The organism is Sorangium sp. So ce836, from assembly GCF_028553905.1.
GTDB classification, from domain to species: Bacteria; Myxococcota_A; Polyangia; order Polyangiales; family Polyangiaceae; genus Sorangium; species Sorangium cellulosum_D.
Genome location: NZ_CP102233.1, coordinates 8,214,039 through 8,240,885 on the forward strand (window position 1 = coordinate 8,214,039; position 26,847 = coordinate 8,240,885).

General features: G+C 72.3%; 18 protein-coding genes and 1 pseudogene. 10 read left to right on the forward strand and 9 right to left on the reverse strand.

Going from position 1 to position 26,847, the window contains the following annotated elements; translation table 11 throughout:
- Positions 1 to 59: 59 nt before the first annotated feature.
- Positions 60 to 7,307, reverse strand: a complete 7,248-nt coding sequence (locus tag NQZ70_RS29575) for a type I polyketide synthase (protein ID WP_207217510.1) — start codon at positions 7,305 to 7,307, stop codon at positions 60 to 62.
- Between the two features lie 418 nt (positions 7,308 to 7,725).
- Here NQZ70_RS29575 and NQZ70_RS29580 point away from each other — a divergent pair, with 418 nt between their 5' ends.
- Both NQZ70_RS29580 and NQZ70_RS29585 read left to right on the forward strand, forming a co-directional pair.
- Positions 7,726 to 8,457, forward strand: coding sequence for a methyltransferase domain-containing protein (locus NQZ70_RS29580; protein ID WP_165374231.1), 732 nt, complete (start codon positions 7,726 to 7,728; stop codon positions 8,455 to 8,457).
- A 136-nt stretch (positions 8,458 to 8,593) separates the two neighbouring features.
- Positions 8,594 to 9,316: a dienelactone hydrolase family protein gene (locus NQZ70_RS29585; RefSeq protein ID WP_129577208.1), complete on the forward strand. Its 723-nt coding sequence runs from the start codon at positions 8,594 to 8,596 to the stop codon at positions 9,314 to 9,316.
- Positions 9,317 to 9,419: 103 nt separating this feature from the next.
- Here NQZ70_RS29585 and NQZ70_RS29590 read toward each other — a convergent pair whose 3' ends face one another.
- The 3 genes from NQZ70_RS29590 to NQZ70_RS29600 are packed head-to-tail and all read right to left on the reverse strand — an operon-like array spanning position 9,420 to position 11,240.
- A complete protein-coding gene (locus tag NQZ70_RS29590) occupies positions 9,420 to 9,857 on the reverse strand; it encodes a hypothetical protein (protein ID WP_129577209.1) in 438 nt (145 codons plus the stop codon).
- Positions 9,854 to 10,738: a DUF2391 family protein gene (locus NQZ70_RS29595; RefSeq protein WP_129577210.1), complete on the reverse strand. Its 885-nt coding sequence runs from the start codon at positions 10,736 to 10,738 to the stop codon at positions 9,854 to 9,856. The genes NQZ70_RS29590 and NQZ70_RS29595 overlap by 4 nt, the downstream gene beginning before the upstream one ends.
- A gap of 10 nt (positions 10,739 to 10,748) precedes the next feature.
- Entirely contained in the window at positions 10,749 to 11,240 is a 492-nt protein-coding gene (locus NQZ70_RS29600) for a hypothetical protein (RefSeq protein ID WP_129577211.1), read from the reverse strand.
- Between the two features lie 174 nt (positions 11,241 to 11,414).
- Here NQZ70_RS29600 and NQZ70_RS29605 point away from each other — a divergent pair, with 174 nt between their 5' ends.
- Entirely contained in the window at positions 11,415 to 12,158 is a 744-nt protein-coding gene (locus NQZ70_RS29605) for a hypothetical protein (protein ID WP_129577212.1), read from the forward strand.
- A gap of 103 nt (positions 12,159 to 12,261) precedes the next feature.
- Here NQZ70_RS29605 and NQZ70_RS29610 read toward each other — a convergent pair whose 3' ends face one another.
- Both NQZ70_RS29610 and NQZ70_RS29615 read right to left on the reverse strand, forming a co-directional pair.
- Complete coding sequence (locus NQZ70_RS29610) at positions 12,262 to 13,245, reverse strand: aldo/keto reductase (protein ID WP_129577213.1); 984 nt, start codon at positions 13,243 to 13,245, stop codon at positions 12,262 to 12,264.
- 110 nt (positions 13,246 to 13,355) lie between these two features.
- Positions 13,356 to 15,026 (reverse strand): NTP transferase domain-containing protein, encoded by a 1,671-nt coding sequence (locus NQZ70_RS29615; RefSeq protein WP_129577214.1) that lies wholly within the window; start codon positions 15,024 to 15,026, stop codon positions 13,356 to 13,358.
- Positions 15,027 to 15,217: 191 nt separating this feature from the next.
- On the opposite strand from NQZ70_RS29615, the gene NQZ70_RS29620 reads away from it, so the two are divergent.
- From NQZ70_RS29620 to NQZ70_RS29630, 3 genes are read left to right on the forward strand one after another with little or no spacing between them, the layout of a single operon-like run.
- On the forward strand, positions 15,218 to 15,679 hold the full coding sequence (locus NQZ70_RS29620; RefSeq protein ID WP_129577215.1) for a (2Fe-2S)-binding protein: 462 nt from the start codon (positions 15,218 to 15,220) through the stop codon (positions 15,677 to 15,679).
- A complete protein-coding gene (locus NQZ70_RS29625; protein WP_129577216.1) occupies positions 15,676 to 17,811 on the forward strand; it encodes a xanthine dehydrogenase family protein molybdopterin-binding subunit in 2,136 nt (711 codons plus the stop codon). The genes NQZ70_RS29620 and NQZ70_RS29625 overlap by 4 nt, the downstream gene beginning before the upstream one ends.
- Positions 17,812 to 17,820: 9 nt before the next feature.
- On the forward strand, positions 17,821 to 18,414 hold the full coding sequence (locus NQZ70_RS29630; protein WP_165374232.1) for a hypothetical protein: 594 nt from the start codon (positions 17,821 to 17,823) through the stop codon (positions 18,412 to 18,414).
- A gap of 10 nt (positions 18,415 to 18,424) precedes the next feature.
- On the opposite strand, the gene NQZ70_RS29635 is transcribed toward NQZ70_RS29630, so the two are convergent.
- Positions 18,425 to 19,159: an SDR family oxidoreductase gene (locus NQZ70_RS29635; protein WP_129577218.1), complete on the reverse strand. Its 735-nt coding sequence runs from the start codon at positions 19,157 to 19,159 to the stop codon at positions 18,425 to 18,427.
- Between the two features lie 241 nt (positions 19,160 to 19,400).
- Here NQZ70_RS29635 and NQZ70_RS29640 point away from each other — a divergent pair, with 241 nt between their 5' ends.
- The 4 genes and pseudogenes from NQZ70_RS29640 (at position 19,401) to NQZ70_RS29655 (ending at position 23,431) form a co-directional block, all read left to right on the forward strand.
- Positions 19,401 to 20,000, forward strand: a complete 600-nt coding sequence (locus tag NQZ70_RS29640) for an AraC family transcriptional regulator (protein WP_237244162.1) — start codon at positions 19,401 to 19,403, stop codon at positions 19,998 to 20,000.
- Positions 19,930 to 22,047 carry a recombinase family protein gene (locus NQZ70_RS29645; RefSeq protein ID WP_129574328.1) on the forward strand — a complete coding sequence of 706 codons (2,118 nt, stop codon included), beginning with the start codon at positions 19,930 to 19,932 and terminating at the stop codon, positions 22,045 to 22,047. Before NQZ70_RS29640 ends, NQZ70_RS29645 begins: the two co-directional genes overlap by 71 nt.
- 26 nt (positions 22,048 to 22,073) lie before the next feature.
- A pseudogene (locus NQZ70_RS29650) lies at positions 22,074 to 22,793 on the forward strand (AraC family transcriptional regulator N-terminal domain-containing protein); the annotation flags it as partial.
- 104 nt (positions 22,794 to 22,897) lie between these two features.
- Entirely contained in the window at positions 22,898 to 23,431 is a 534-nt protein-coding gene (locus tag NQZ70_RS29655; RefSeq protein ID WP_129577219.1) for an EF-hand domain-containing protein, read from the forward strand.
- A gap of 36 nt (positions 23,432 to 23,467) precedes the next feature.
- On the opposite strand, the gene NQZ70_RS29660 is transcribed toward NQZ70_RS29655, so the two are convergent.
- Complete coding sequence (locus NQZ70_RS29660; RefSeq protein ID WP_129577220.1) at positions 23,468 to 24,178, reverse strand: hypothetical protein; 711 nt, start codon at positions 24,176 to 24,178, stop codon at positions 23,468 to 23,470.
- A gap of 236 nt (positions 24,179 to 24,414) precedes the next feature.
- A complete protein-coding gene (locus NQZ70_RS29665) occupies positions 24,415 to 26,748 on the reverse strand; it encodes an SdrD B-like domain-containing protein (protein ID WP_129577221.1) in 2,334 nt (777 codons plus the stop codon).
- Between the last annotated feature and the right edge of the window lie 99 nt (positions 26,749 to 26,847).

The following is a 26,847-nucleotide window of genomic DNA, read 5'->3' on the forward strand; positions in this document are numbered from 1 at the left end:
GCGCGCGCCGGGTCGAAGCGGCAGGCCCCGCGGCGAGGCGGGGCCGGGGCGCCCTGCCCTTACTCGGCCGCCTGAGCGACGCCCTGTCCCGCAAGGGGCGCGGCGCCCGCCGCGTCGGCGCTGCGGCTCCATGGCCCCTCGCCGGCGATGACCACGGCGTCGCCCTCGGGCCCCCGCGAGAGCTCGTCGACGAAGAACCGGCAGCCCGCCTCCACGTCGATGGGCGCGATCCCCTGCGCCGCGAGCCGCCGGAGCACGCCCTCGCCGGCCATCCCGACGTCGCGCCAGGGTCCCCACCCGATCGAGACGACGCGCGTCGCGGGCCAGCGCGCGTCGAGCTGAGCCGCGAGGTGGTTCATGACCTCGTTGGCCGCCGCGTAATCAGACTGCCCGCGGTTCCCGAACCGCGCGGAGATCGAGCTGAACAGCACACACCACTTCAGGCCCTCCGGGCGCAGCGCGCGCCCGAGGAAGAAGGTGCTGTCGGCCTTGGTGTCGAAGACCCGATCGAAGGAGTCGGGGCGCTTGTCGGCGAGGAGCTGATCCTCGATGACGCCGGCGCCGTGGACGACCGCGTCGATCCGGCCAAGGCGGCGGTAAACGCCGGAGATCAGGTCGCCGAGGCGCTCCGCGTCGCGCACGTCGATCGCGTGGTACTCCACGGCGGCGCCGCGCCGGCGCAGGGCGTCGAGCGTTTCGCGGCGCTGCCTCGCCTGCAGCCGGCGCCTGATCTCGGCATCGATCGCGGCGGGCAAGAGGTCCCTCCCCGCGCCCCGCATCTCGGCGATGACGCGCCGGCGCAGCGCCTCGACGTCGCCGCCCTCGTGCTCGGTGTCCCCCTCGGGGATCTCGGCGCGCCCGACGAGGACCAGCCGGACGCCCGGGCGCGCGAGCCGCTGCGCGACCTCCGCCGTGACGCCGCGCGCGCCCCCCGTGACCAGGACGACCCAGCCGGGGCCCGGCTCCCAGTCGCGGCGCTCTTCCGCAGCGTCGAGCGGCGCGGGCGCGACGGACACGACCGTCCGCTGTCCGTTCCGGTAGCGCACCTCGACGTCGTCCGGCGCGCGGAGCAGCTCGTCGACGATGCGGTCCGCCATCGCGTCGTGCGGCAGCGCATCGTCGAGCCCGAGCGCCTTGGCGATCGTGCGAGGGTGCTCGCGCGCCACGCACCGCAGGACGCCGTGGCAGCCGGCGCCCGAGGCCGACCCGTCGAGGCCGCCCTGCCCGCGGCTGCCCCCGAGCAGCGTGGCGGCCACGATCCGCAGGGGCTCGCCCCCGGCCTCGGCCAGCTCGCCGGGGCAGGCCTGCACCGCGTAGAACAGGCTCTTCACCTGCACCCGGTTGCCGCGCCGGAACGCGGCCAGCCCGTCGACGGCGCCGCGGTGGAGCGACGCGAGGTGCACGATCCCGCGCACGACGCCGTGCTCGCGGCGCGCGGCGGCGACATCGCGCGCGATCCGGTCGGGCGCCTCGAGCGCGTCGCGCGGGATCACGACCGGCCGGGCCCCGCGCTGCGCGAGCAGGGCGCACACGCGCCCGGCGAGGCCCAGCTCGTCCTCGGTCACGAGGAAGAGCCCCCGCGGGTGCACCGGCGGCTCGTCGCGGAGCTCCTTGCGCTCGGCGCGCAGGACGAAGCGAGGGCACGCCCCTGCCTGCGCGCCCTCCGGCGCGGCGGAGCCCGACGCGGGCTCGCCGCCCGCGGGGCCCGCGCCGGCCTCACCCACCCCGCCCTCGCCGGCCTGCGCCGCCGGGCCGGGGCGCGCCACGGGAGCCCCGGCGCCGCCGGGCGGCAGGGCCGGAGCGCGCTCGGTCGTCTCCGCGGCGCGCAGCGCCAGCGCCTCGCTGGACACGACGTCGACGAGGCCGTTCATCGACCGGATCCGGGAGAGCCGGTCCATCGACGACCGGAGCCGCGCCGCCACCTCCGGCGGCAGCTCGCGCAGCAGGGTCTCCAGGATCTCGATCCGCTTGATGGAGTCGATGCCGAGCTCCCCCTCCATGTCCTGGTCGAGGCCGAGCATGTCCTCCGGGTAGCCGGTTCGGCGGCTGACCAGGGTCGCGAGCGTCCGCCGCAGCGCCGCCGGCTCGAGCCGCGCGGGCGCCGCGTCGCGCGCCTCCGCGCTCGACGCCTCGAGCGCCGCGGGCGGCGGCGGAGGTTGCGGCGCGCCGAGCGGCGCGGGCGGAGCGGCCAGGCCGCCGCGCGGCGAGGCCGCGGGCGGAGCGAGCGCGGCCGGATCCCCGCCGCCGAACCGGAGGAGGAACTCGGTGGTGACCCGCTCCTGCATCGACAGGAACCGGCGCATCGTCTCCTGGTGCTCGCGGTAGGCGAGGAGCGGAGGATCCAGCGCGCCGGCGCCGGGGAGCGCCTCGTCGATCTCGGGGGCGGCGCCGTGCTCGACGAACGGGCGCTCGCCGAGCAGGCCGACGGGCTCTTCGGCCCGGCGGATGCGCCCCCCATCGATGCGCCACCCGGGCGGCGAGGCCCCGGCGCGGTCCTCCGCGAGCGCGCGGAGGTCGAGCCGCTGGCAGGGGCGGCCGTCGAACAGCGCCGGCAGATCGAGCCGGACGCCGGCGACGAACAGCGCCGCGAGCGCCTGCAGGAGGCCCTTCAAGCCGCCCCCGGCGCCGTCGAAGCTGACGGCCAGGTGCGGCTCTCCGTCGAGGATCCGCCGGACGAGGCTGGTCAGCGTGGCCTTCGGCCCGAGCTCGACGAAGGTCCTCGCGCCGTCGTCGAACATGCGCCGGATCTGCGCCACGAAATCGACGGGGGCCTCGAGCTGCGCCGCGAGCAGGGCGCGCACGGCCGAGGGATCGCGCGGATAGGGGCTGCCGGTCGCGTTCGCGTAGACGTCGTTCTGCGGCGGCGCGATCGCCGTGCGCTCGAGGGCGGCGGCGAACGGGGCCCGGACCGGGCGCATCAGGGGCGAGTGGAACGCGGTCGAGACCGGGAGCTCGTGCGCGCGGATCCCCTTCGCCGACAGCGCGTCGAGCGCGACGCGCATCGCGCCGAGCTCGCCGGAGACGACGCACTGGTCGGGCGCGTTGTGGTTGGCGATGCAGACCGCCGGGAACGCCGCGAGCAAGGGCTCGAGCTCGGCCCGGGGGACCCTCACGGCCGCCATCATGCCCGGCGCCGAGGGGACCTCCTGCATGAGCCGCCCGCGCGTCTCGGACAGCGCGAGCCAGTCCTCGCGCGACAGGGCGCCCGCCGCGCGCAGGGCGGTCAGCTCGCCGTAGCTGTGGCCGGCGAGCACCTCGGGGCGCAGGCCGACGCGCAGCGCGAGCTGGAGCATCCCGTCGCTGATCACCCCGATGGCCGGCTGCGCGATCCGCGTGGCCGTGAGCTCGCGGCGCTGCCGCTCCTTCGCGGCCTCGGAGAACGCGGCCGGCGGCAGGATGAAGCGGCTCAGGCGGCCGGGCAGGACGCCGCCGAGCGCTCGGTCGCCGAGCTCGAAGGCGTCCCGCAGCTCGGCGAAGTACAGGGCGACCTCGCGGCCCATCGACGGGTACTGCGAGCCCTGCCCGGGGAAGAGGAACGCGACCTTGCCCGGCTCCGCGCAGGGCGCGGTCCGGAGGTGGACGTAAGCGGGCAGCGGGTCCGACGTGGCGCCCCGGAGGCGCGAGAGCACGCGGTCGACCGCGCCGAGGAGGTGCTCGCGGCCGTCCGCGACGATGCACACGGCCGCGCCGGCGGGGCCCGCGGCGCGGCGCTCGCGGCTTTGCTGCGCCGCGAGCGCGCACGTGAAGGCGACGTCGCCGAGGCGCACGGCGTCGGGCCCCTGGCGGAGCGCGCGCGAGAGCTGCTCGAGCTCGGCGACCAGCGCCGACGCGCCTTCGGCCTCGACGACGACCAGCTCGTGGGGCCGCTCGACGGCGCCGAGCACGGGCGCCGCGAAGTCGCCCTGGTACTCCTCCAGGACCGCGTGGAAGTTCGTGCCGCCGAAGCCGAACGCGCTCACGCCGGCGCGCCGGGGCTCGGGCCCGGCCAGCCAGGGCTGGGGCTCGTCGATCAGGTACATCGGCGCGTCGTCGGCCGCGAGCGGCTCGACCGGCGTGTCCACGCCCGCGTGGGGCGGCAGGACGCGGTGCTTCAGCGCGTGGAGCGCCTTGAGCAGCCCGACCAACCCGGCCGCGTTTCTGGCGTGGCCCAGCAGCGACTTCGCCGAGCCGATGGCGCAGCGCTGCGGCGGCGCCCCGGCCGCGCGGAGGACGCCGGCGATCGTCTCGAGCTCGGCGCGATCGCCGACGGCCGTGCCGGTGCCGTGCGCCTCGTACATCCCGAGCGAGGCCGGATCGATGCCCGCCCGCGCGTAGGCCCGCTCGAGCGCGATGCGCTGGCCGGCGGGCTTGGGCGCGGTGAGCCCCATCCCCTTGCCGTCGCTCGATCCGGCGACGGACTGGATGACGGCATCGATGCGATCGCCGTCGCGCTCCGCGTCCGCGAGCCGCTTCAGCACCACCACGGCGACCCCCTCGCTGATCACGATGCCGTCGGCCTTCCGGTCGAACACGCTCGCGCGGCCTCGAGGCGAGAAGGCCCGGGTCTTGCTGAAGGCGAGGTAGCCGTGCGGGGTCTGCTCGAGCTCGACGGCGCCGACGATCGCGACGTTGGACCGGCCGGAGACGAGCTCCTCGACGGCGAGGTCGAGCGCCGCGAGGGACGAGCCGCACGCCGCGTCGACGACCAGGTTGGGGCCCCGCAGATCGAACTGGTTGGCCACCCGCCCGGCGATGACGTTCGCGAGGATGCCGGCGTAGCTCTCCTCCGACCACCTCGGCAGGCGCTCCAGGCTCGCCGGCGGAGGGCCGCCCACGGCCAGCGGGAGCAGGCCGCGCGCCACGTACGCCTGCTCCAGGTCGGCCGTGCCGTTGGCCGCGAAGATCACGGCGGTGTTCTCGCGATCGAACCCCCCCGAGGCGTACCCCGCGTCCGCGAGCGCGCGCCGGGTGACCTCCAGCGCCAAGAGCTGCGAGACGCTGATCGAGCGCAGCGACGCGGGCGGGATCCCGTAGCGCAGCGGATCGAAGGGGAGCTCCTCGATGAAGCCGCCCCATTTCGAGGTGATCCGGTCCTCGGCCCGCGGATCGGGGTCGTAGTACAGGCGGTAATCCCAGCGCTCTCGCGGGATCTCGCGGATGGCCTCGACCTTGTCGAGGAGGTTCCTCCAGAGCTCCTCCGGCGCGTGCGCCTTCGGCAGCAGGCACGCCGCGCCGATCACGGCGATGCGCGCCGGCGCGGCCGCGCGGCGCGGCGCGTGCTCCACCGAGGCCTGGACGAGGCCGTCGAGCGCGCGCCGGCTGCCCGTGGACACCTCCTCGTGCAGCGACGCGACGTCGACGACGCCCGCGCGCAGGGCCGCGACGTCGCCCATCATATACAGGCCGCGGGCCGCCTGGCGCTCGTCGTCGACCGCGGCGAGCTGCCCTTGCGCGCCGCGGTCGACGCCCTTCGACGCGATCCTCAGCCGGCCGAGCGTCATCTCCTCGAGCGCCGCGCTGATCGCGGCCGCGGGCTGCCCCTCGCGCCGCATCCGGTCGCGGGCGGCGTGGACCTCGCCCACGAAGGGCGTGGACGCGCAGCGGATGACGTGCCCCGGCCCCGTCTCGATCGTGACGGTGCCGTCGCACGCGAGCGCCTGTCGCTGGAACCCCGGCGCGATCGCGCCGCTCGCGACCGCCTCCGCGGTGAACAGGTAGGCGGAGCCCATGAGCACGCCGACGCGGAGCCCGGCGGCCGCGAGGGGAGCGGCCATCGCCGCCGCCATCGCGGCCGAGCGCGCGTCGTGGATGCCGCCCGCGAACAGCGCGTGGACGGCCGCCGCGTCGGGGACCTTGCCGTCGAGCAGCGCGTCGATCATCGCGTCCCACAGGGAGAAGCTGGTCAGCGGGCCGACGTGACCGCCGCACTCGGAGCCCTCGAACACGAAGCGCCGCGCCCCGCCCTCGAGGAAGGCGCGCAGCAGGGCGGGCGTCGGGACATGGAGGTAGGTGGGGATGCCCTGCGCTTCGAGCTCGGCGGCCTGGTCCGGCCTGCCCCCCGCGATGAGCGCGTAGCGGGGCCGGATCGACGCGCAGGCGGCGAGCTGCTCCTGTCGGATCTCCGGCGGGACGAAGCCGAGGATCCCGACGCCCCACGGCCGGTCGCCGAGGCGCTCCTCCGTCGCCCGGAGCAGCTCGTCGACCTGGGGGCGGCGCATCAGCGCCAGCGCGAGGAGCGGGAGCGCGCCACCGTCCGCGACCGCCGCGGCGAACTCGGCCCGGTCGCTGACCCGCGTCATGGGGCCTTGCACGATGGGGTAACGGGTCCCGTGCGAGCGGGCGAGCGCGCTGCCGGGCGCCAGCACGTCGTGCTTTCGTGCGAGCTCGACGTGCCCGGACGCGGCGTCGCGCAGCGCGCGGAGGAAGCGCCCCACGGTCGCGTACTTGCGGGCGTACTCCGCCGCTCGACCGGCGGCCTGTCCGACCGGCGGGGCGCCGCGGCCCGCCCGATCCCAGCCGAGGAGCGCGGCCGCCCGGGCGATCCAGTCGCTGCGCCTCGCCTCGCTGCGCCTCGCCGCCGGGTCGAGCTCCTCCCGCTCGAGCTCCTCCGCGAGCCGCACCACTTCCTGGCTGCCCGGCAAGTCGGGGCGCGCCGCGATGCGGAGCGGCGCGCCCAGGCGCTCGCCCACGACGACGGTATCGGCGCTGCCCAGGCGCGACAGCGCCGCGCGGGCGTGCTCCGGCAGCGGCGCCTCGCGCATGGCGAGGAGCTGATCGTCGACGACGACGCCGGCGGCGCCGGCGGCGCGGCAGGCCGCGGCGCTGTGCAGGCCGATCCCGCCCTGGATCAGGAAGGGGCGCTGCTGCCGCGACAGCCGCTGCGCGAGCAGGAAGGCCGACTCCTTGCCGACGAACCCGCCGCTCTCGCGCCCCTTGGCGAGCCAGCCGTCGAACGAGAGCTCGCCCTCCGCGGCGTCGAGCCCCTCGGCGTCGCGGATCTCGAGCCACAGCTTGCGCTCTCGGCGCGGCGTCAGGGCGGCGAGCGCCGCGCGCTCGGCGGGGCCCTGCCAGCCGCAGATCACGAGCCAGTGCGACCGCGGCTCCAGCGCCGCGAGGAGCTCCGCGCTCGCGGCGATCTGGTCCGCGCGAAGGCGGAGCCCGACGGGGCAGTCCCTCGGCGCGAGGTCGAGCAGGCGGAGGAGGTTGTCCCGCCCGAGCCGGAGGTCCGGCTCGCCGCACAGCTCGCGGTCCAGCACCGCGACGCCGCCGGCGCGCGCCGTGGCCACCGCGACGCCGGGGTGGGGCCAATGGATTGGCGACAGCGACACGCAATAAAAATCGATCATACGACGCCCACCAGTGGCTATCGACACGCGATAGCGAATGCGGCAGCTCCGCTGCCCAGCCTTCCCGGGCGTCCGCCTTCGAGGGACGCTGGGCCCTGTTGCGCCGCAACTCTAGCCCGGCCGGCGTGTCTGGCCACCTCCAATTGGCTTCAGTTATCGCGCGGATCCGCCACGTAGCGGGCTCATTAAGAAACGTAAAGCGGACGTGACACTGCGGTGAAGCAATCGTGTGAAGAAACGTAAATCATTCGCGGTCCCCCTTCGCAGAGGGTCACCGCGGCGGTATGCCAGGGAGCGATTGACCGCCGCCTGCCGGCGGCGCCGGGCAATGCGCGGGCCAGGCCGGGTCGCGCCGCTCGATGCAGCGCATTGCCCCGGACAGTCCACGAGGTCGACATCCATGCTCGTTCAACGCATTCAATCGATCGAGGTGTTGCGTCGTGAGCCGCCGTTCCCGGCGGCCTACTTCGCGGAGCAGGGGCTCGCCGGCCTCAACGTCGGGTGCTCTTTCTGGAACCTCCGCCCCGGCAGCCTGAACATCGACCTCTCGAAGCTGGAGTTGCCCGGCGGGCAGAGCACCGAGTACGGCCGGCTGGCGCTCCTCGACGGCAAGTTCCATTACCTGGAGTACGACGTCACGACGCCGTTGCCTCTGCCTGACGCGTCGTTTGACTGGCTCCACACGGAGCACCTCATCGAGCACGTCCCGCAGGCGGGAGCGGTGCGGTTCCTGAAGGAGGCGCACCGCGTCCTGAAGCCCGGCGGCCTGCTCCGCATCTCCACGCCGGACCTCGCGCTCTACATCGACGGCTACCGGGACCCGTCGCGGAAGTTCTTCACCAAGCACGCGAGCATACTCGAGCAGATCAGCAGGATGTTCCCCGACGCGGACGAGCCGTTCCCGGAGGTGCAGCACCGGCCGGCGTGGATGGTCAACCAGATCTTCAATCACTGGGGACACCAGTGGATCTACGACTTCGAGGAGATGGTGTACGTCCTGCGGGAGGCGGGGTTCGACGAGAGATCGATCGAGCGGAGCTCCTTCCGCAAGGGCAGGGACCCGAAGGTGGCCGACATCGATCTCATCATCCACCGCGACGAGACGCTCTACGTGGAGGCGACCCGGACGTGACCGCCTTCGCGGCCCCGCGGGTGTGCGCGCATTCGATCACGAGCTAGTATCGCGTCGTTCAAGCTCGTTTCTGGTCTCATGAGAGCAGGAACCACGGAGCCAGGATCGAACCTGTGAGCACCACGCTAGGAGGACCATGGCGCAGCAGATCTCGTTTCCTGCGATTGACGGGGCGCCGGCAAGCGGACAGATCGCGCTGCCGGAGCAGGAGGACCGGGCGCCGGCCGTCGTCCTCATCCACGAGTGGTGGGGGCTCACCGACCACCTTCGCTCGGTCCTCGACCGGCTCGCCGGCGCTGGCTTCGTCGCGCTCGCGCCCGACCTCTACCACGGCAAGAGCACGCGCGAGCCGACGGAGGCGAGCCAGATGATGAACGCGCTCGACTGGGAGCGCGCCCTCCTCGAGATCTCCGGCGCCGTCTACTTCCTGGCCGATCACGAGCGCGTCAACGGCAACGTCGGCGCGGTCGGCTTCTCCATGGGCGGCGCCCTCTGCTTCTCCGCCGCCGCCACCATCCCCAGGCTGGCGGCGGCGGTGCCCTTCTATGGCATTCCGAGCAGAGCCACCGACTACACCAGGATGAAGGCGCCGCTCCTCGCCCACTTCGCGGCGCGGGACACCTGGGCGAAGCCAGCCCTCGCCATGGCGCTCCAGAGGGAGCTCACCGCGCGCGGGCAGCCGATGGAGCTCCACGTCTACGAGGCGGACCACGCCTTCATGAACGACACGCGGCCCGAGGTCCACCACCCGGCCGCGGCCAGGCTCGCATGGGAGCGGACCATCGACTTTCTCCGGAAGCACCTCGGCACGGAAGCTCGCTCGAGCGCGCCGGCTCACTTCCCGATGAACGCCCTTTGAAGGTCGATCGCCTCGAGGACACGCTCGCCGCGGCCGGTGCTCGCGCCGGAGCTCCAGGCAGCCCGGCGGGACGCGGTCTCGAGACAATCGATGGGTGGGCTCTTCACTTCACCTGGTAATGCAGCGGCCTCGCCTCGACCGCCATGCCCCTCGGGTCGCTCGGTAGATAGAAGTACAGCTCTTGCTCGGAGTGCTTGCCGAGGTAGTCGATCGTCGCCTCGACCCGCTCCGGCCCCGGCGCTCCCGGCGGCGTGTACCGGAGCTCCACCCCGAGATCGCCGAGCATCTGCCTGCCCCCGTTCTTCACCCGGACCGGCAAGAGCCACGCGCCGCCGTGCTGCTCGGCCCGGTCGGGCAGCGCCTCGACCTCCGGCACGACCGAGCCGCGGGCGCTCGTCAGGCCCGCGTGCACCAGGAACACGATCAGGGCGAGGATCAACGCCGTGCTGACCCCGAGCGAGACCCACTCGGCCAGCTGGCGCCGTACCCGCCTGCCCTTCCCGCGCCCGCCGGGGCGCTCCTCCCGCTCCCGCCCGCTCACACCACGAGCCTCCCCGCCGCGCCGCCGACGATCGCCGGCAGGCCGAGCGTCACCACGCTGGCCACCAGCGTCGACGGATCGCTCGTCGCCTCGCGCTCTCCGATCAGGCAAAGCAGCACCAGCGCCATCAGGAGCGACACGGCGCACGTCATCAAGGTCTCGAACGCCCGGCTCTGGAACAAGCTCTTGACGTACACGTCGTGCCGCTCGAACCCGGACGCGAACAGGATGATGTAGCACAGCGCGACGCTCACCCCGACCATCGCGAGCTGCCGCCATGGCGAGAGCCGCGACGCGATCATCACGATCTCCTCCGTCGACGCGATGTTCATCGTGAAGAGCAGCGAGCCGGCCATCGCCGCGGAGAAGTCCCGCAGGTCCGCCCTGAGCTGCATCGCCTCCGGATCTCCCTCCGGCGCCTTCTCGCCGTCCTGCGGCTCATCCCCCGTGCGGGATTTGCCCCGGACCTGCGCGTTCGCGAACGCCGCCCCGATGCTCACGGCGGCCGCCTGGAGGAGGACCTTGCCGACGACCCCGCCGGGCGCGCTGTCGAGGGAGATCTCGCCGATCAGCGCCAGGATGGCCGCCGAGAGGGCGATCCCGATCCCGACCGACGTCACCGCTTCCATGGCGGTGCCCGCGAGGGTGTCGTCGCTCCGGAAGCCGGACTCCAGCGAGGACAGGAAGCTCACGACCAGCGTCAGCGCCAGGATCGCCCCGAGGTGCCACTCCGAGAGCATGGTCCCGCGGAACCACATCTCCATCGTGTACAGAAGGGGCATTCCCACGATCGCGCCTCCGGCGACCGCCGCCGACAGATCCCTCGCCTCCTTTCGCCACCCGCGCGGGTCGTCGCTCTGCTGCGCTCTCGGTTCGGCCATGGGACGCCATCTACTGCGCGCGACGGAGCGTGGCGACGCCCTTCCAGGGCGGCGTCTGGGCGTGCACGATGAGCTCTCCCTGCTCCGAGAACTCGCACAGCGCCTCGTAGCCGATCCCCGCCTCGTCGTAGGAGATCAGCTTGAACCGGTCCCACGCGGGATCGCGGATCTCGTAAGCGCGGTCGACGTGGAGACCCGGCGAATCCGCGAGGATGCGCTTGCCGTCGAAGCGGACGATCAAGTGCGCGTACTGGAACTCGAGCATCGACGCGAGCATCGGCTCTAGCGGGACCTCGGGCTCGAACCGGACGAGCCGGAAGCCGCCGCGCAGGCGCGCGTCGATCGACGCGATGGCGGCGGCCGGGTCGGGGCCCTGGGACGCGCTGGAGCCGCAGCCGGCGGACTGCGCGGCGAGCACGGCGGCGCAGGCGACGAGGAGGAGGCGGGAAGCGCGGAACGCTCCGGAGGGACGCAGGGACGGACGGCTCACCGGGGGCGACATGGGGCGGAGCTTAGGGCGAGCGGGCAAGCAGCGCAAAGCACGGGACCTGAGCGCGCTTGCGCGGATCTCGCGCGCTCCGCACAATCGAGCGAGCGAGCCGGCCAGCGCTCGACGGCCCGGACGGGCGGCGCCGCGCGGCCGCAGCGAGGCCCGCGCTCGCTCGAGGGGGGAGCCATGACCGACGTCCTGCGAGGCACCGATTTCGTCGCACGCCTTCCCGAACGCGCCTGCGCCGCGCGCGAGGAGGCCCTCCTGGAGGCCGTGCAGGACGGCCACCTGGCGCCCATCGACTGGGTCCCGGTGCACAGCGAGCACGGCGAGCACCGCGCGACCTTCCTCGTGAGCGCCGACGCGCTCCGCGTCGGCGACGCGCAGGACTCCGTGCGGATCAACGCGTCCGCCAGGACGACGCAACGCATCGCGGACCTGATCGAGTGCGCGATGCTGACGACCCGCCTCTGCGACCTCGTCTGGGAGCAGGCCACGGTGCGGATCCAGCCGTGCATCGGCGCGCCGGATCCCACGATGGCGAACACGTCGCGCATGCTGGAGCACCACCGCCGCGTCGAGGAGCGGGTCGCGGGGCGGACCGGGCTCATCGAGAACGTCGGCAAGCACTGGGTGCTCACCAACCGCCTCGCCGGGCGCCGCGATCGCGCCGCCAACTACGGCTGGTACGACCCGGGCGCCGCCCACCGGCACGGCCGGCACACCCTGTGGCAGCCGCTCGGGCTCGCGCACGACCTGGATCACGTGGACTACTCGCAGGTCGTCCGGCTCGTGCGGCGGCGGTGCACGGTCGACGGCGCGGAGCGCGACCTCTTCGAGGTGATGACCGACCCGGCGCTCGCCGGGCTGGTGTCGTCCGAGGGCCCTCTGCGCGTGCTCCGGCAGCCCGGGGTACCGGAACCGGCGTGATCGCCGCGCCGCGTGGAGCGCGCCGCGCCGGCCTTCCCGAAGCGCGGCGCCCCGGCTTTCCCGGAGCGCGCCGCGCCGAGGCGCGGTCTGTCGGCCGCGCCGCTCACTGGTTCACGAGCGTCATGCCGACCTCCGGATAGCGCGAACCGGCCGCCGCGCCCTTCGGCGCCACCGCGTCGAGGCGGCGCAGATCGCCCTCGGTGAGCTTGATCCGCTCCGCGGCGACGTTCTCCTCGAGGTAGCTGCGGCGCTTCGTGCCGGGGATCGGGACGATGAAATCCCCCTGCGCGAGGACCCAGGCGAGCGCGAGCTGCGACGCCTTCACGCCCTTCTCGCGCGCGATGTCCTCCACCTTCGCGACGAGATCCAGGTTCCGCTGGAAGTTCTCCCCCTGGAAGCGCGGCGACATGCGGCGGTAGTCGTCCGGCGCGAGGTCCTCGAAGCGCTTGATCTGCCCCGTGAGGAAGCCGCGGCCGAGGGGGCTATAGGCGAGGAAGCCGATGCCGAGCTCGCGGCACGTGGCGAGCACGTCGTCCTCGGGATCCCGCGTCCAGAGCGAGTACTCGGTCTGCACCGACGCGAGCGGGTGCACCGCGTGGGCGCGCCGGAGCGTCGACGAGCTCGCCTCCGAGAGGCCGATCGCGCGCACCTTGCCGGCCTTCACGAGGTCCGCCATCGCGCCCACGCTGTCCTCGATCGGCGTCTTCGGATCGACGCGGTGCAGCTGGTAGAGATCGATGACGTCGACGCGGAGGCGCCGCAGGCTCGCGTCGCAGGCCGCCCGGATGTACTCCGGCGCGCCGTTGACGCCCCGGACCGTGGCGTCGTTGGGATCGCGGACGATGCCGCACTTTGTCGCGAGGACGATCCGATCGCGCCGGCCCTCGATCGCCCGGCCGACGAGCTCCTCGTTCGTGAAAGGCCCGTACATGTCCGCGGTGTCGAGCAGCGTGACGCCGAGCTCGATGGCGCGATGGATGGTGGAGATCGACTCGGCGTCGTCGCGGTTGCTGTAGAAATCGCTCATGCCCATGCAGCCGAGGCCGAGGGCGGAGACCTGGAGAGGACCGAGCTTGCGCGTGTGCATGGTTGGGCTCCTTGTGGGCCGCGGGGATGGGACGCGGCGCTTCTACGCAGGTCACGGTAAGAGTTAGAGTACGCTCGAAGTCAAGGGCGGCCGGACAGCCGCTCCGGCGATCAGCAGCCCGGCGGGTTCGCCGGCGCGTGGCCGCCGATCGCGCGCACGTCGTCGGCCGTATCGACGTCGATCGCACCGCCCGCCCAGTCGATCGCCACGACGCCCTCGGCGCGCAGCAGCCGGCCGGCGCCCTGGTCGCCCTCGAGGCGCGCGAGGACGTCCCAGCGAGATCGGTCGAACACCGCCGGCGCGCCCACGACGCAGCTGAAGCGCGATGCGGCGACCGGAGCGCCCGCCAGCCAGGCGTCCCGCAGGGCGGTGAGGTGATCGACCGTGATCAGCGGCTGATCCGCGAGCGCGATCAGGAGCGCGTCGGCCTTCGAGGCCTCCGCCCACCGGACCGCGGCGCGGATCGAGGAGGCGATGCCCTCTTCCCAGCCGTCGTTCGCGATGCGCGCGACGTCCAGATCGCCGAGCGCGCGCGCGACCGCGCCGGCGTGGGCGCCGAGCACGACGCCGACCGGCCCGGATCGCGCCTCGACGCACGCCGCCGCCACGCGCCGGACGAGCGGCGCCCCGTCGAGCTCGACGAGCTGCTTGGGGCGCCCGAGGCGACGTGAGCCGCCCGCGGCGAGCACGGCCAGCGCCAGGCCGGCGTGCAGCGGGCGGACGCGGTCGCGGAGCTTGCCCCCCTGCGCCCTCCGCGCGACCGCCTGGAGCTCGCCCACGACCGAGAGCGCGATCTGCTCGGGCGTCTCGGCGCCGAGATCGAGCCCGATGGGCGCGTGGATCCGCGGATCGTCGCCGGGGCTCTGGCCGATCTCCGCGAGGAGCTCGCGCGTGCGGCGCGCGGGCCCGAGCACGCCGATGTAGCGGGCGCGCGACGCGAGGGCGGCCGCGAGCGCGTCGCGATCCGGCGTGCGCTGGTGGTGCATGATGACGACGTACGCCTCGGCGGCCGCGTCGATGAGCGCGCGGAGGCGATCCATGGCGCCGCCGGTCGCGACGACGCGATCCGCCGCGGCGAACCGGGAGCCCTGGCGAAGGACGGGGACCGCGACCGTGACCCGGAACCCGACCGACGTCGCGAGCGCGACGATGGGCGCCGCGTCGTGGCCGCCCCCGAGCACGAAGAGCTGCGGCGACGGCGCGATCTTCTCGACGAGCGCGGTGATCCCCAGCCCGTCCAGCTCGACGACGCCGGCCGGCCCCCGCGCGGCGCGCTCGATCGCGGCGCGCGCGGCGGGATCGGTCACCGGGTGCGCGAGCGCGCACGGCGGGCCGAAGGCGAGGCGCGCGCCGACCCGGACCGCGGAGGCCGTCGAGCGGATCACCGTGACCAGCGTGCCGGTGGTCTCCTCGGCGAAGCAGGCGCCGGCGAACGCGAGCGCGTCGTGGGTCGCCCCGGCCTCGACGCGCTCGAGCAGGACATCGACGACGCCGTTGCAGCCGAGCCCAACGCCCCACGGCTCTCCGTCTTCGGTGGTCGAGTCGTACGTGACCACCACGGCGCCATCGCGGCACCGGTGCTCTCCGCGGAGCATGACGTCGCCCTCCAGGCAGCCGCCGCTCACGCACCCCGACAGCCAGCGATCGCCGGCGACCAGCATCCGCGCGCCGGGGCGCCGGTACGACGACCCCGACACCCGCACGACGGTCGCGAGCAGAAACGGGGATCGGTCCGCCACCAACTTCGTCGCTTCCCGCACGATCCGCTCAAGCTCGTTCATGCGCCTGGCATCTTCATCCTTTCGCGATGCTCCCGCCAGGGCGTTCCTCGCCGCCGAACGCGACGCCGTACGCAACCGGTCCTCCTGGGACGCCGCGGGGCCACGGCGAGCCGCCGGCCACCGTGAAGAAGTGATGAACCGAGGGCGCTCGCTTGACGCCGCACCAACGCAAAAGTATGGCGAAAGCGGCCATGAAACTCCATATCAACGGCGTTGTTCGCGAGGTCGAGGCCGCTCCGGAGATGCCTCTGCTCTGGGTGCTCCGGGATCTGCTGGGATTGACCGGCACCAAGTATGGCTGTGGCATGGCCCAGTGCGGCGCGTGCACGGTCCACGTCGACGGCAAGCCCGCGCGCTCCTGCGTCCTGCCGGTGTCGAGCGTCGGGGCGCGCAAGGTGACGACGATCGAAGGCCTGTCGGCCGACGGGTCGCACGTCGTGCAACAGGCGTGGGCGCAGGCCGATGTCGTCCAGTGCGGGTACTGCCAGTCCGGGCAAATCATGACCGCGGCCGCGTTGCTCGAGCAGAAACCCGAACCGACCGACGCCGATATCGATGCCGCGCTGTCCGGAAACGTGTGTCGGTGCGGGACGTATGTGCGTGTGCGCGAGGCGGTGATCCTCGCGTCGCGGCTCAAGCGAGGTGCCAAATGAGCGTCTCCCGGCGCGACTTCTTGCAGGTGGCCGCGGGCTCTGCGGCGGGGCTCCTGCTCAGCTTCTACGTGCCGCAGGGGGTCCGCGCGGCGCCGAAGGCGGCGCAGCCGCAGCCGCTGTCGCCGAACGCGTTCGTGCGCATCGGAACGGACGAGTCCGTGACCGTGGTGCTCGCGCACTCCGAGATGGGCCAGGGCATCTGGACCGGGCTCGCGATGCTGATCGCCGAGGAGCTCGAGTGCGACTGGTCGAAGGTGCGGTCGGAGCACGCGCCGGCCGCGCCGGTGTACGGCCATCCGGTGATGCACTTCCAGATGACCGGCGGGTCGACGAGCACGAACGGCGAGTTCGATCGATATCGCACCGTCGGCGCGATGGCGAAGGACATGCTGGTGCGCGCGGCGGCCGCCCGGTGGAAGGTCGCGCCCGCGGCGTGCGTCGCCGCGAAGGGGATCATCACCCACGGCAAGGATCAGCTGACCTACGGCCAGCTCGCCGAGGAGGCGATGAAGCTGACCCCGCCGGCGAAGGTGAAGCTGAAGGATCCCAAGGACTGGAAGCTGATCGGCACCCTGGTGCGCCGCATCGATACGCCGGAGAAGATCACGGGCAAGGCGCAGTTCGGGATCGACGTGCAGTTCCCCGGCCTCCGTACCGCGGTGGTGCTCCGCCCGCCGGCGTTCGGCGCGAAGCTCGCGAAGTACGACGCGGCCGACGCCCTCAAGGTGCCCGGCGTCGAGAAGGTCGTCCCCACGGCGAACGGCGTCGCCGTGGTCGCCGCGCATTTCTGGGCGGCGAAGCTCGGGCGCGACGCGCTCCGCGCCGAGTGGACGAAGCCCGAGGGGGGCGGGGCCGACAGCGCCAGGCTGATCGACGAGTTCCGCGCGCAGGCGCGCAAGCCGGGCCCGGTCGCCCACCAGGTCGGCAAGGTCGAGGACGCCCTGGCCGCGGCCAAGTCGCGGATCGAGGCGGAGTACGACGTGCCCTACCTCGCGCACGCTCCGATGGAGCCGCTGAACTGCACGGTCAAGATCGAGGGCGATCGCTGCGAGATCTGGACCGGCACCCAGTTCCAGACCGGCGACCAGATGGCGGCCGCGAAGATCCTCGGGACGGCTCCCGAGAAGGTCCAGATCCACACGACGTTCCTCGGCGGCGGCTTCGGCCGGCGCGCCAGCCCCGTGGCGGATTTCGTGGGGGAGGCCGTGATGGTCGCGAAGGCCGCCGGCGTGCCGGTCAAGGTCGTGTGGACGCGCGAGGACGACATGCGCGGCGGCTATTACCGCCCCGCGTACGTCCATCGGGTCCAGGTCGGCGTCGACGCGCGGGGCATGCCGACGGCGTGGGATCACATGGTCGTGGGCCAGTCGATCGTCGCCGGCACGCCGCTCGAGTCGTTCATCGTCAAGAACGGCATCGATCACACCTCGGTGGAGGGGCTCGGCGAGTCGCCCTACCTCGCAGGGGTCCCCGCGCTCCGCGTGTCGCTGCACTCGCCGAGGACGCCGGTGACCGTGCTGTGGTGGCGCTCGGTCGGCAACACGCACACCGCCTTCGCGATGGAGAGCATCATCGACGAGCTGGCGCACGCCGCCGGGCAGGATCCGCTCGCGTACCGCCTCGAGCTGCTGAAGAACAAGCCGCGGCACGCCAACGCGCTGAAGGTCGCCGCCGAGAAGGCCGGCTGGGGCACGGCGCCGCCGCCGGGGCGGGCGCGCGGGCTGGCGATGCACGAGTCGTTCGGATCCATCGTCGCCGAGGTCGCCGAGATCTCGATCGAGAAGGGGCGCATCCGCGTTCACTCGGTCACCTGCAGCGTGGATTGCGGCACCGCGGTCAACCCGCTCGGCATCGAGGCGCAGGTCCAGGGCAGCGTCGCGTTCGGCCTCACGGCGGCGCTCTATGGCAAGCTCAACATCGTCGAGGGGCAGGTCCAGGAGAGCAACTTCCACGACTATCCCATGCTCCGGATGGCCGATATGCCGCGCATCGCCGTCCACATCATCCCGAGCAAGGCCACGATGGGCGGCATCGGGGAGCCGGCGACCGCGCCGATCGCGCCTGCCGTGGCGAACGCGGTGTTCGCGTTGACGAAGCAGCGGTTGCGCTCCCTCCCGTTCCGCCTCGCCTAGGTGCCGATCATGATCCGTTCCTCTCTCGTTCTCGCCTTTCTCCTCGCCGCGTGCGGGGGACAGACGTCCGGGGCCTCGCAGGCCCCGGCGCCGGCGCCGGTCGACCGCGCGGCCGGCCTCGCCGCGTTCGAGACCGTGCGCAGCGTGCTCCAGCATCCTCGTTGCCAGAACTGTCACCCCGCGGGCGACGTGCCGCTGCAGGGCGACGAGGGCCGTCCTCACAACCAGTTCGTGCTCCGCGGTCCCACGGGCAACGGCATGGCCGGGGCCGAGTGCACGACGTGTCACGGGCCGGCGAACCCGCCGAGCAGCTACGGCGCGCACGTGCCGCCCGGCGTGGCGAAGGGCTGGCACATGCCGCCGCCCGAGATGCCGATGGTGTTCGTCGGCGTCGCCCCGGGCGCGCTGTGCGAGCAGATCAAGGATCCGGCGCGCAACGGCGGCAAGGACATGGCGGCGCTGCGCGTCCACCTGGAGGATCCGCTCGTGACCTGGGGCTGGAACCCGGGCGCTGGCCGCACGCCCGTCCCGACGCCTTATGCCGAGTTCGTGGCTGCGTGGGAGACGTGGGCCCGCGCAGGCGCGCCCTGCCCGGGCGGGTGATCTCTTCCTATCAATGCGGGCTCGCCGTGGGGCGGACGACGATCTCATTCACGTCGACGTCGTCCGGCTGCTCGATCGCGAACGCGATCGCGCGGGCCACGGCATCCGCAGAGATCGCGATCTTCCGGAACTCTCTCATGGCCTGACGCGCGCTGTCGTCCGTGATGGTGTCGGCCAGCTCGGACTCCGTGACGCCGGGGGAGATCACGGTCACCCGGAGGTCGGTGGACTCCTGCCGGAGGCCGTCGGAGATGGCCCAGACCGCGAATTTCGTCGCGCAGTACACGGCGGCCGTCGGGACCACCATGTGTCCGCCGATCGACGAGACGTTGACGAAGTGCCCGTGCCCCTGCGCCTTCATGATCGGCAGCCCTGCGGCGATCCCGTGCAGGACGCCGCGGATGTTCACGTCGATCATGCGATCCCACTCCTCGATCTTCAGCGACGAAAGGGGCGAGAGCGGCATGACGCCGGCGTTGTTGACGATCACGTCGACGCGGCCGAACGTCGCCCGCGCGAAATCGACGAAACTGGCCACGTCCTGGCGCTTGGTGACGTCCAGGGCTCGAAGCTCCACGGTGCCGCCCTCCGCGCGGATGGCGGACGCGAGCTTCTCCAGCCGGTCCGTGCGCCTGGCGCCCACCACGACCCGGGCGCCGCGCCGGGCCAGGAGGCGCGCGGCGGCCTCGCCGATACCGCTGCTCGCGCCGGTGATCACAACGACCTTACCCTCGATACCAGGCATGAGAGACTCCTCGATTCACTCGCTCTCCAGCGCGGGATTGCGCCGGTCACGAGAAGAACCTAGGCCTCGACCGCGAGCGCGCGGTAGTCCGTTCCTGGACGGCTCTTGCCCGATCCTGCACGGCGTGCATCCAGCGCGACCGGCGGCTCCCCTGCGCGCGGCAGGGCGGCCAGGCGAGGCCGGAGCGCCCTCGCGGGCCCGCCGGTTGGGCGGAGCGGGCTCGATGAGGTAGCCTGGACCCATGCAGGCAGGCGCCCCGGCGGCAGAGGAGCTGGATCGCGAGATCGAGCGGCGGCTCGCGGAGCTGGCAGCCCTGATCGAGCGGTTCACTGCCGAGGACGGCATGCACGCGACGGCCGTGAAGGGCATGAGCTTGATCCGCGCCGCGCGCCCCTCCGAGCCGTTGCACACCGTCTACAAGCCGATGGTGTGCCTCATCGCCCAGGGCCGCAAGCAGGTGATGCTGGCGGACGAGGTGGTCGCCTACGATCAACCAAGCCCAGTACAGCGAGAGTCACAGAGGATTCGAACCCCACTCAGCCGATCGTCGCCGCTGAGGCATTGCTGGCGCTGGCACGCTGGCTGCACATGCGGTGCGACGGAGCCCCGCAAGAGCGGCGCGATCCAGGACGAACGGTGCCCCATGTCCGCGCAGAGGACCACGGCGGATCATCTGTGGACGGTACTGACGCCCGAGCGTCAGACACAACTCGTAAGCGTTCTGAGTCTGATGATAAGCCGCCACCTGGCGGCGCGCGAGGAGGCGGCCGATGAAGACGTCGGCGGCGCCGAACGTGCGAATCGAGGAGCGCCCGACGAAGATCGGAGGTCGCCACCTTGAACGCCTCGCGGTCGTGTACATCCGGCAGTCCTCACTGCATCAGGTCCAGCACCACCAGGAGTCGACCCGCCTACAATACAGCCTCGAAACCATGGCGCGCGAGCTCGGCTGGGAATCGGGGCGCATCCTGGTGCTCGACGAGGATCTCGGGACCTCTGGGGCGTCGGCGGCAGGGCGGCAGGACTTCCAGCGGCTCTTGGCCGAGGTCGCGCTCGACCACGTTGGAATCATCTTGGGTGTGGAGATGTCTCGGCTCGCGCGCTCGAACAAGGACTGGCACCAATTGCTCGAGCTGTGCGCTCGCTTCGGCACCCTGATTGCCGACCTGGACGGACTCTATGACCCGTCGCTCTACAACGATCGCCTGCTCCTGGGGCTGAAGGGGACGATGTCCGAAGCGGAGCTACACATCCTGCGGCAGCGGCTGCTCCAGGGCAAGCGGCAGAAGGCGCGCCGTGGAGAACTGAGCAAGCCGGTGCCATCGGGCTACCTCCTGCAGGCATCCGGCGAGGTCGTCCTCGATCCGGATGAGTCGGTCCAGGCGGTCGTGCGCTTCGTCTTCGAGCAATTTGACCGCCTCGGGACCGCGCACGGAGTGCTCCGTTCCCTGGTCGAGCAGGGACTTCAGATAGGCGTGCGCCGTCGCTCTGGAGGCGACCGCGGAGCTCTCGAGTGGCACCGTCCCCACCGCGGTATGGTCATCAACATGCTCCGCAATCCCATCTACGCAGGTGCGTATGTGTACGGACGGCGACAGACGGATCCACGGCGACAACAACCCGGGCGCCCGGCCACGGGGCGCACACCGCTGGTCGAGCCGGAGGACTGGCAAGCCTGCGTCCGCGATCGCTTTCCCGCCTACATCACATGGGAGCAATTTGAGCGTAACCAGGCTCGCTTGAAGGCCAACCGAAAGTCAAACAGCACGGGTGCGGTACGCAGCGGGAGTGCCTTGCTTCAAGGGCTCATCAGGTGCGGTCGCTGCAACCTGGGCATGTTCGTCCGGTACGCTAAATACAAGGGCCGAATCTATCCGCATTACGTCTGCGGTCAGGAGGCGGCCCACCATGGCAGCCGTCTCTGCATCAATATCTCGGGTAGCTGCATCGATCAGGCTGTTACGGCATTGGCGATCGCGGCGCTGGCTCCGGCCGCATTGGAGATTAGCCTTCGGGTCCGCGCCGATCTCGAGCAGCAGCGCGCCCAGCAGGAGGCTCTCTGGCAGCAGCGACTCGAACGGGCACGCTACGAGGCGGAGCGCGCCGCGCGCCAGTTCAAGAGCGTCGAGCCCGAGAATCGACTCGTCGCCCGCACTCTCGAGCGCGCCTGGGAGGACGCTCTCCGCGCGGAGCGCGACCTGCGCGAGTCGTACGAGCGGCACTCGAAGCAGATGCCGCAGGCCCTGACGCCCGACGACGTCGCTGCCATCCGCGCCTTGGCGACCGACCTGCCGGCGCTCTGGAACGCGCCCACCACGACGCCCGCGGATCGCAGGACGGTGTTGCGGCTCCTCATCGACCATGTCGATATCTCGGCCAACCGCGAGAGCTCGTGGACGGATCTCGTGGTGCATTGGGCCGGTGGCCGTCTGACGCACCAACGCCTCCGCCGCCCCGTCCACAAGCTTGTCCAGACGGGCGACAAGGACGCGCTCATGGCTACGATCCACGACTTGCGCCGCAAAGGCTTCACCGCAGGGCGCATCGCCGAGCAACTCAATGCTGACGGCTGGATCACCCCGACGCAGCACAACCACTTCAACGAGCGCCTCGTGCGGATGCTGCTGCATCGTTACGGTAACGTGCCTCGCGGCCCCAAGCCGCCCCCCAGGGACGCAGAGAACGCTTGGTGGCTTGCAGATCTGGCTCGCGAGCTGAAGATGCCCGTCGTGACGATGTACGGGTGGGTCAACCGCGGGCTGGTGCAAACGCGCTGGATCGACGGCCAGCGGGCGGTGATCGCCGATAAGGCCGAGCTGCGGCGGCTGCGCCAACTCCGCCGCAAGAACCTCATGCACCAGGCGAGGAAGCCCTCGAAGAAAACGTGACAGGAGATGCATCATGCGTGGTCGATCACGACCCCGCGCGCTACCTGGTCGTCACGGTCGACCTGCCGCTCGTCGGCCAGGTGCTCGTGGCGTCGAGGGAGCGCCCCTACCTGTGCCTCGCCCTCGACCTGGAGCCCAGCGACGTCGGCGCGCTCCTCACCGAGCCCGGTCTCCCCAGGCCGAGCGCGGCGTCCGGCGGCGAGCGCGAGGAGCGCGGCCTGTTCGTCAGCCGGACGGACCTCCCGTTGATGGATGCGGCGCTGCGGCTCATCCGCCTGCTCGAGACCCCCCAGGACATTCCCATCCTCGCGCCGCTCGCCGTGCGCGAGATCCACTATCGCCTGCTGATGGGCGAGCAGGGAGCGCGGCTCCAGCGCATCGCCCTGGCCGGCAGCCAGGCGCAGCGGATCGCCAAGGCGATCAGCATCATGAAGAGCAACTACGCCCGGCCGCTGCGCATCGAGGCCATCGCGCGCGAGGTGCACATGAGCCCCTCGGCGCTGCACCATCAGTTCAAGGCCGTCACGGCCATGAGCCCGCTCCAGTACCAGAAGCAGCTCCGGCTCCAGGAGGCGCGCCGCCTGATGCTCGGCGAGGTCGTGGACGCGGCGACCGCCGGCTACCGCGTCGGCTACGAGAGCCCGTCGCAGTTCAGCCGCGAGTACAGCCGGCTGTTCGGGGCGCCGCCGTCGCGCGACGTCGCGCGGCTCCGGAGCATGATGGGCTCGAAATCGGCGATGGGGTAGCCAAAAAAATTCGGAGCGCGCGTAGGGAGGGTCGGCCGGGGAGCGTCCCAGGAGCAGAAGCCGGCAAGAACAGGCTGGCCCTTGCACCAAGGAGCACGACCACCATGACCCTCTCCAAGTTCTCGAACACGGCCCGCAGCGCGATCCATCGCTTCGTCCTCGGCAGCTTCCTCGCGACGGCCGTGCTCGCCGGCAGCGGAGCGGCGTACGCGGCGAGCGGCGCGGCGGACACGCAGGCGCCGCGGCAGAACAAGGACGCCCGGCGCGAGCACCGCCCGAAGGATCCGGCGAGCCTCATCAAGCGCCTGGACAAGAATGGCGACGGCAAGCTGACCGTCGCCGAGCTCCCGGAGAAGGCGCAGAAGCGGCTGGGCAAGGCGGACACGAACAAGGACGGGACGCTCTCCGCCGAGGAGCTCAAGGCGCACGCCGAGCAGCACAAGAAGGCGCGCGCGGCCAAGCAGCAGGCGCGCTTCGCCCGGAGCGACAAGAACGGCGACGGCTTCCTCACCAGGGACGAGGTGGGCGACAAGCGCTGGGAGCGGATGAAGGCGGCGGACGCGAACCGCGACAACAAGCTGACCGCCGACGAGCTGCGCGCGGCGCGCCTCGCACGCAAGCAGCCGGCGGCGCGGTAGCGCGTCCCCGCGATCCCCTCCCCCGGACCTCGCCGCTCATCGCCGAGAGCGCCCCGGCGCCCGCCTCGCTTGCGCGGGGCGGTCGGCGGCGGGCGCGTCGCTCTCGCCGGGCGCGACGGGCAACGAGGTCGCCTCGCCGGGGGCAGGCGCAGCCTCGTCGCCAGCGAAAGGCGCCGTCTCTGCGGAGGCGGCAGGAGCTGCCGCGTCGCCAGCGAAAGGCGCCGCCTCCACGGAAGCACCCGCCGTGGCGGCGGCGCGGCGCTTCCGCGGACGCCTGGGGAAGAGCGGGAGCTGCTGCTCCAGCACCTGGCTCCGCCAGGCGAGCAGCGTCTGCGCGCGCCGGCGCGCCGTCTCCTTCGCGATGCCGGCGGTGGAGCGGTACAGGCGGCGCGCCAGCGCAACCACGGTGGGCGCCGCCGGCTCGAAGAGATCGGGCGCGACCTCCTTCACGACGTCGCACGCGAAGATCGCGCGCCGCAGCTGAGCCCGCTCGTCGGCGGTGCCCGGCGGGACGGCGAGCAGCCCGCGTCCAGCCGGCGTGATCGAGACGTCGTCGTCGCCCAGCCACCCGAGGACGCGGGCGGCGGCGAGCGCATAGCCGACGTGGCGCACGGAGATGCCCGTCTGCTGCGCGATCTCGTCCTTCGCGGACGCCCCTCCTGCGAGCGCCTCGAGCACGCGCCGCACGTTGGCGAGGTTGTCGGCCTGGGGGATCTCGGTGCTGCGGAGCAGGCGGGTCGGCGGCATGGTCGGCGAGGAACCCCCGGCCCCGGCCGGGTGCCGACACCATAGCGCGCGCCGGAGCAGCGCGGACGTCGAACGTGTCCGCCCGGCGCGGGCGAAAGGCCGGCGGGCCCGCGGGGAGGCAGGGCCGGGGCCCCTGCCCTCACCCGGCCCTCTCACGAGGGTCGCCGGGGCGGCATGGCCTTGAAATCCCGGCGCGCACCGCGCCCGTCCCAAGGCCAGCTCGCCTGTCGCGCCTCTTACCGACCGCGGCAGCCGTGGCCGTGGTGGTGGTCGTGGTCTCGGTCGTGGCCGTGCCCGTCACAATCGACGTCGTCGCGGTGGGGCGCGCAGAGGCGACCGTCGTTGTACGCGTCGAGCTTGTCGGCGAGCGGCTCGCCGCTCTCCCACGGCGAGTTGCAGCCCCGGTCCTTGACGTTGCTGCCGAGACGGTACTTCTTGAGCCACTGATCCGCCGCAGCGATGGTGCGCTCGATGCAGCTCGACTGGTTGCCGATGCCGACGTTGAGCTTGGCGACGATGAGGTGCTTCGCGAGGATGTACGTGACGTCGCCCTTCGTCGGACGGCTGATGATGTCGAGGAGCTGGGCCTTCGTGTACGTCTTGCCGCCGATGGTCAGCTTCGAGACCTTCCAGGCGTTCGGGTGGCTCTTCCAGTAACCGGGGGTGCCGGTGCCGGGCGACGCGCACTGGCAGGCGCCGCAGTCGGCCGCGCAGCTCGAGCAGTCCTCGACGCCCGCCTTGCAGACGCCATCGCCGCAGACCGGCGCGCATGCCCCGCAGTCGGCGGCGCAGCTCGAGCAAGTCTCGCCGAACTCGCAGACGCCGCTGCCGCAGACCGGCGGACAGATGCCGCAGTCGCTCGGGCACTCGAGGCAGTTCTCGCCGGCCTCGCAGCGGTCGTTGCCGCAGACCGCGGGGCAAGCGCCGCAGTCGCCAGCGCAGTTCGCGCAGTCCTCGCCGTTCTCGCAGACGTTATTGCCGCAGACCGCGGGGCAGGCGCCGCAGTCGTCGGAGCAGGTGCCGCAATCCTCGCCGGCCTCGCAGGTGCCGTTGCCGCAGACGGGCGGGCAGGCGCCGCAGTCGGCGCTGCAGCTGCTGCAGGTCTCGCTGGCGTCGCAGGTGCCGTCGCCACAGGCGGGCGGGCAGACGTCGCAGTCGGCGCTGCAGCTGCCGCAGTCCTCGCCGACCTCGCAGGCGCCGTTGCCGCAGGTGGGCGGGCAGATGCCGCAGTCGACGGCGCAGGTGGAGCAGCTCTCGTCGCCGCCGCAGACGCCGTTGCCGCAGGAGAGCTGGTAGCCGAAGTCCGCGTCGAGCAGGTCCTGCGCCCAGCCGAGCGAGACCGTGCCCACGTTGTCGAGCCCGCCGTCCGGGTCGGCCGTCGGCTCCTGCCCGGCGAGCGGGCCGCTGGTCATGAAGTTGTCGGCGGTGACGACCACCGAGTGGGTGCCCGCCGGGAGCGTGTCGAAGAGGTAGAAACCCGGCTGGCCGGTGTAGGGGCTGTTGCCGGTGATGGTGAAGTCGATCAGCTGGTCGCCCTGGAACAGCTCGACGCGGACGCCGTTGACGCCGAGCTCGCCGACGTCCGGCTCGTAGAGCCCGTCGGCGTCGCTGTCGAGCCAGACCGTGTCGCCGATCGATGAGTACGTCACGTAGCCGAAGTCGGCGTCGGACACGTTCTCTCCCGCGTCGAGCGACACGGCGAGCGGCTCGTCGTCGGTGGTCAGCTGGTGCCCGAGCGGGAGCGTCGCGTCGTCGACGCTGACGACGTAGCAGCCTGCGTCGAGCTCGCCGAAGCGGTAGACGCCGTTCGCGTCGGTCGCGGTCGTCTGGAGGGGGGCGCCGTCGGCGGATCCGTCGCAGCTCGCGTCGGCGAAGAGGTCGACGACGACGCCGGAGATGCCGAGCTCCGAGGCGTCCTCGAGGCCGTCGGCGTTCGCGTCGAACCACACTTTATCGCCGATCGATCCCTTCGGCGTCGTGTAGCAGATCTCGAGGAACGGGCGCTGGGACGAGTCCGTGTGCGCGCTGCCCCTGTACGAGGTCTTGCCGTTCTCGTCCTCCTCGAGGAGGATCCCGTGATTGGGCGAGACGCCGCTCACCCACTCCTGGACCAGCTCCGTGAGATCGAGCTCGCGCCAGGCCGAGCCGCCGGAGTCGAACGACGTGAAGAACGTCGGATCGATGCCGCCGAGGCTGTTCCAGGTGACGTCCGCCTCGCTCCAGGGGGCGAGCACCCGGTGAGCGCGGACGGTCTGGGCCGTGCTGCTGTAGGTCAGGACATAGAACTTCGCCGATGTGACGAGCGAGCTCGCGGGTATGGCGCCGAGCTCGAAGCCGAACAGGGCTCGTTTCTCGCCGACGGTGCTGGAGTACCCCGTGTTCACCTCGAAGGGGGTCGGGACGTGATAGCTCGGGGCGAGGCTCCAGATCTCGGCGTTGTAGACGTCTCCCAGGACGCCCCGCTGGATCACGGTGCACGTGGGCGTCGGCGCGGCGGTGGTGGCGAGGCTCGAGGCGGTGCTGAGCAGCGTGGCGAGCGCTGCGGAGGACGCGATGGATATCTGCTTCATGGGTAGCTCCTTTGAGGTCCTTGCGAGGATCGAACCACGATGGAGCGTCATCCGAGCCGCATGCGCCATGACACACGGGTCAGGCGAAAGTCGGTTTCG

What these genes read in the sequence shown, in the direction of transcription:
- NQZ70_RS29580 (WP_165374231.1), top strand. Translation starts at nt 7,726, where the DNA reads ATGCTCGTTCAACGCATTCAATCGATCGAGGTGTTGCGTCGTGAGCCG.
- NQZ70_RS29585 (WP_129577208.1), top strand. Translation starts at nt 8,594, where the DNA reads ATGGCGCAGCAGATCTCGTTTCCTGCGATTGACGGGGCGCCGGCAAGC.
- NQZ70_RS29595 (WP_129577210.1), bottom strand. Translation starts at nt 10,738, where the DNA reads ATGGCCGAACCGAGAGCGCAGCAGAGCGACGACCCGCGCGGGTGGCGA.
- NQZ70_RS29600 (WP_129577211.1), bottom strand. Translation starts at nt 11,240, where the DNA reads ATGTCGCCCCCGGTGAGCCGTCCGTCCCTGCGTCCCTCCGGAGCGTTC.
- NQZ70_RS29605 (WP_129577212.1), top strand. Translation starts at nt 11,415, where the DNA reads ATGACCGACGTCCTGCGAGGCACCGATTTCGTCGCACGCCTTCCCGAA.
- NQZ70_RS29610 (WP_129577213.1), bottom strand. Translation starts at nt 13,245, where the DNA reads ATGCACACGCGCAAGCTCGGTCCTCTCCAGGTCTCCGCCCTCGGCCTC.
- NQZ70_RS29615 (WP_129577214.1), bottom strand. Translation starts at nt 15,026, where the DNA reads ATGAACGAGCTTGAGCGGATCGTGCGGGAAGCGACGAAGTTGGTGGCG.
- NQZ70_RS29620 (WP_129577215.1), top strand. Translation starts at nt 15,218, where the DNA reads ATGAAACTCCATATCAACGGCGTTGTTCGCGAGGTCGAGGCCGCTCCG.
- NQZ70_RS29625 (WP_129577216.1), top strand. Translation starts at nt 15,676, where the DNA reads ATGAGCGTCTCCCGGCGCGACTTCTTGCAGGTGGCCGCGGGCTCTGCG.
- NQZ70_RS29630 (WP_165374232.1), top strand. Translation starts at nt 17,821, where the DNA reads ATGATCCGTTCCTCTCTCGTTCTCGCCTTTCTCCTCGCCGCGTGCGGG.
- NQZ70_RS29635 (WP_129577218.1), bottom strand. Translation starts at nt 19,159, where the DNA reads ATGCCTGGTATCGAGGGTAAGGTCGTTGTGATCACCGGCGCGAGCAGC.
- NQZ70_RS29640 (WP_237244162.1), top strand. Translation starts at nt 19,401, where the DNA reads ATGCAGGCAGGCGCCCCGGCGGCAGAGGAGCTGGATCGCGAGATCGAG.
- NQZ70_RS29645 (WP_129574328.1), top strand. Translation starts at nt 19,930, where the DNA reads ATGAAGACGTCGGCGGCGCCGAACGTGCGAATCGAGGAGCGCCCGACG.
- NQZ70_RS29655 (WP_129577219.1), top strand. Translation starts at nt 22,898, where the DNA reads ATGACCCTCTCCAAGTTCTCGAACACGGCCCGCAGCGCGATCCATCGC.
- NQZ70_RS29660 (WP_129577220.1), bottom strand. Translation starts at nt 24,178, where the DNA reads ATGCCGCCGACCCGCCTGCTCCGCAGCACCGAGATCCCCCAGGCCGAC.
- NQZ70_RS29665 (WP_129577221.1), bottom strand. Translation starts at nt 26,748, where the DNA reads ATGAAGCAGATATCCATCGCGTCCTCCGCAGCGCTCGCCACGCTGCTC.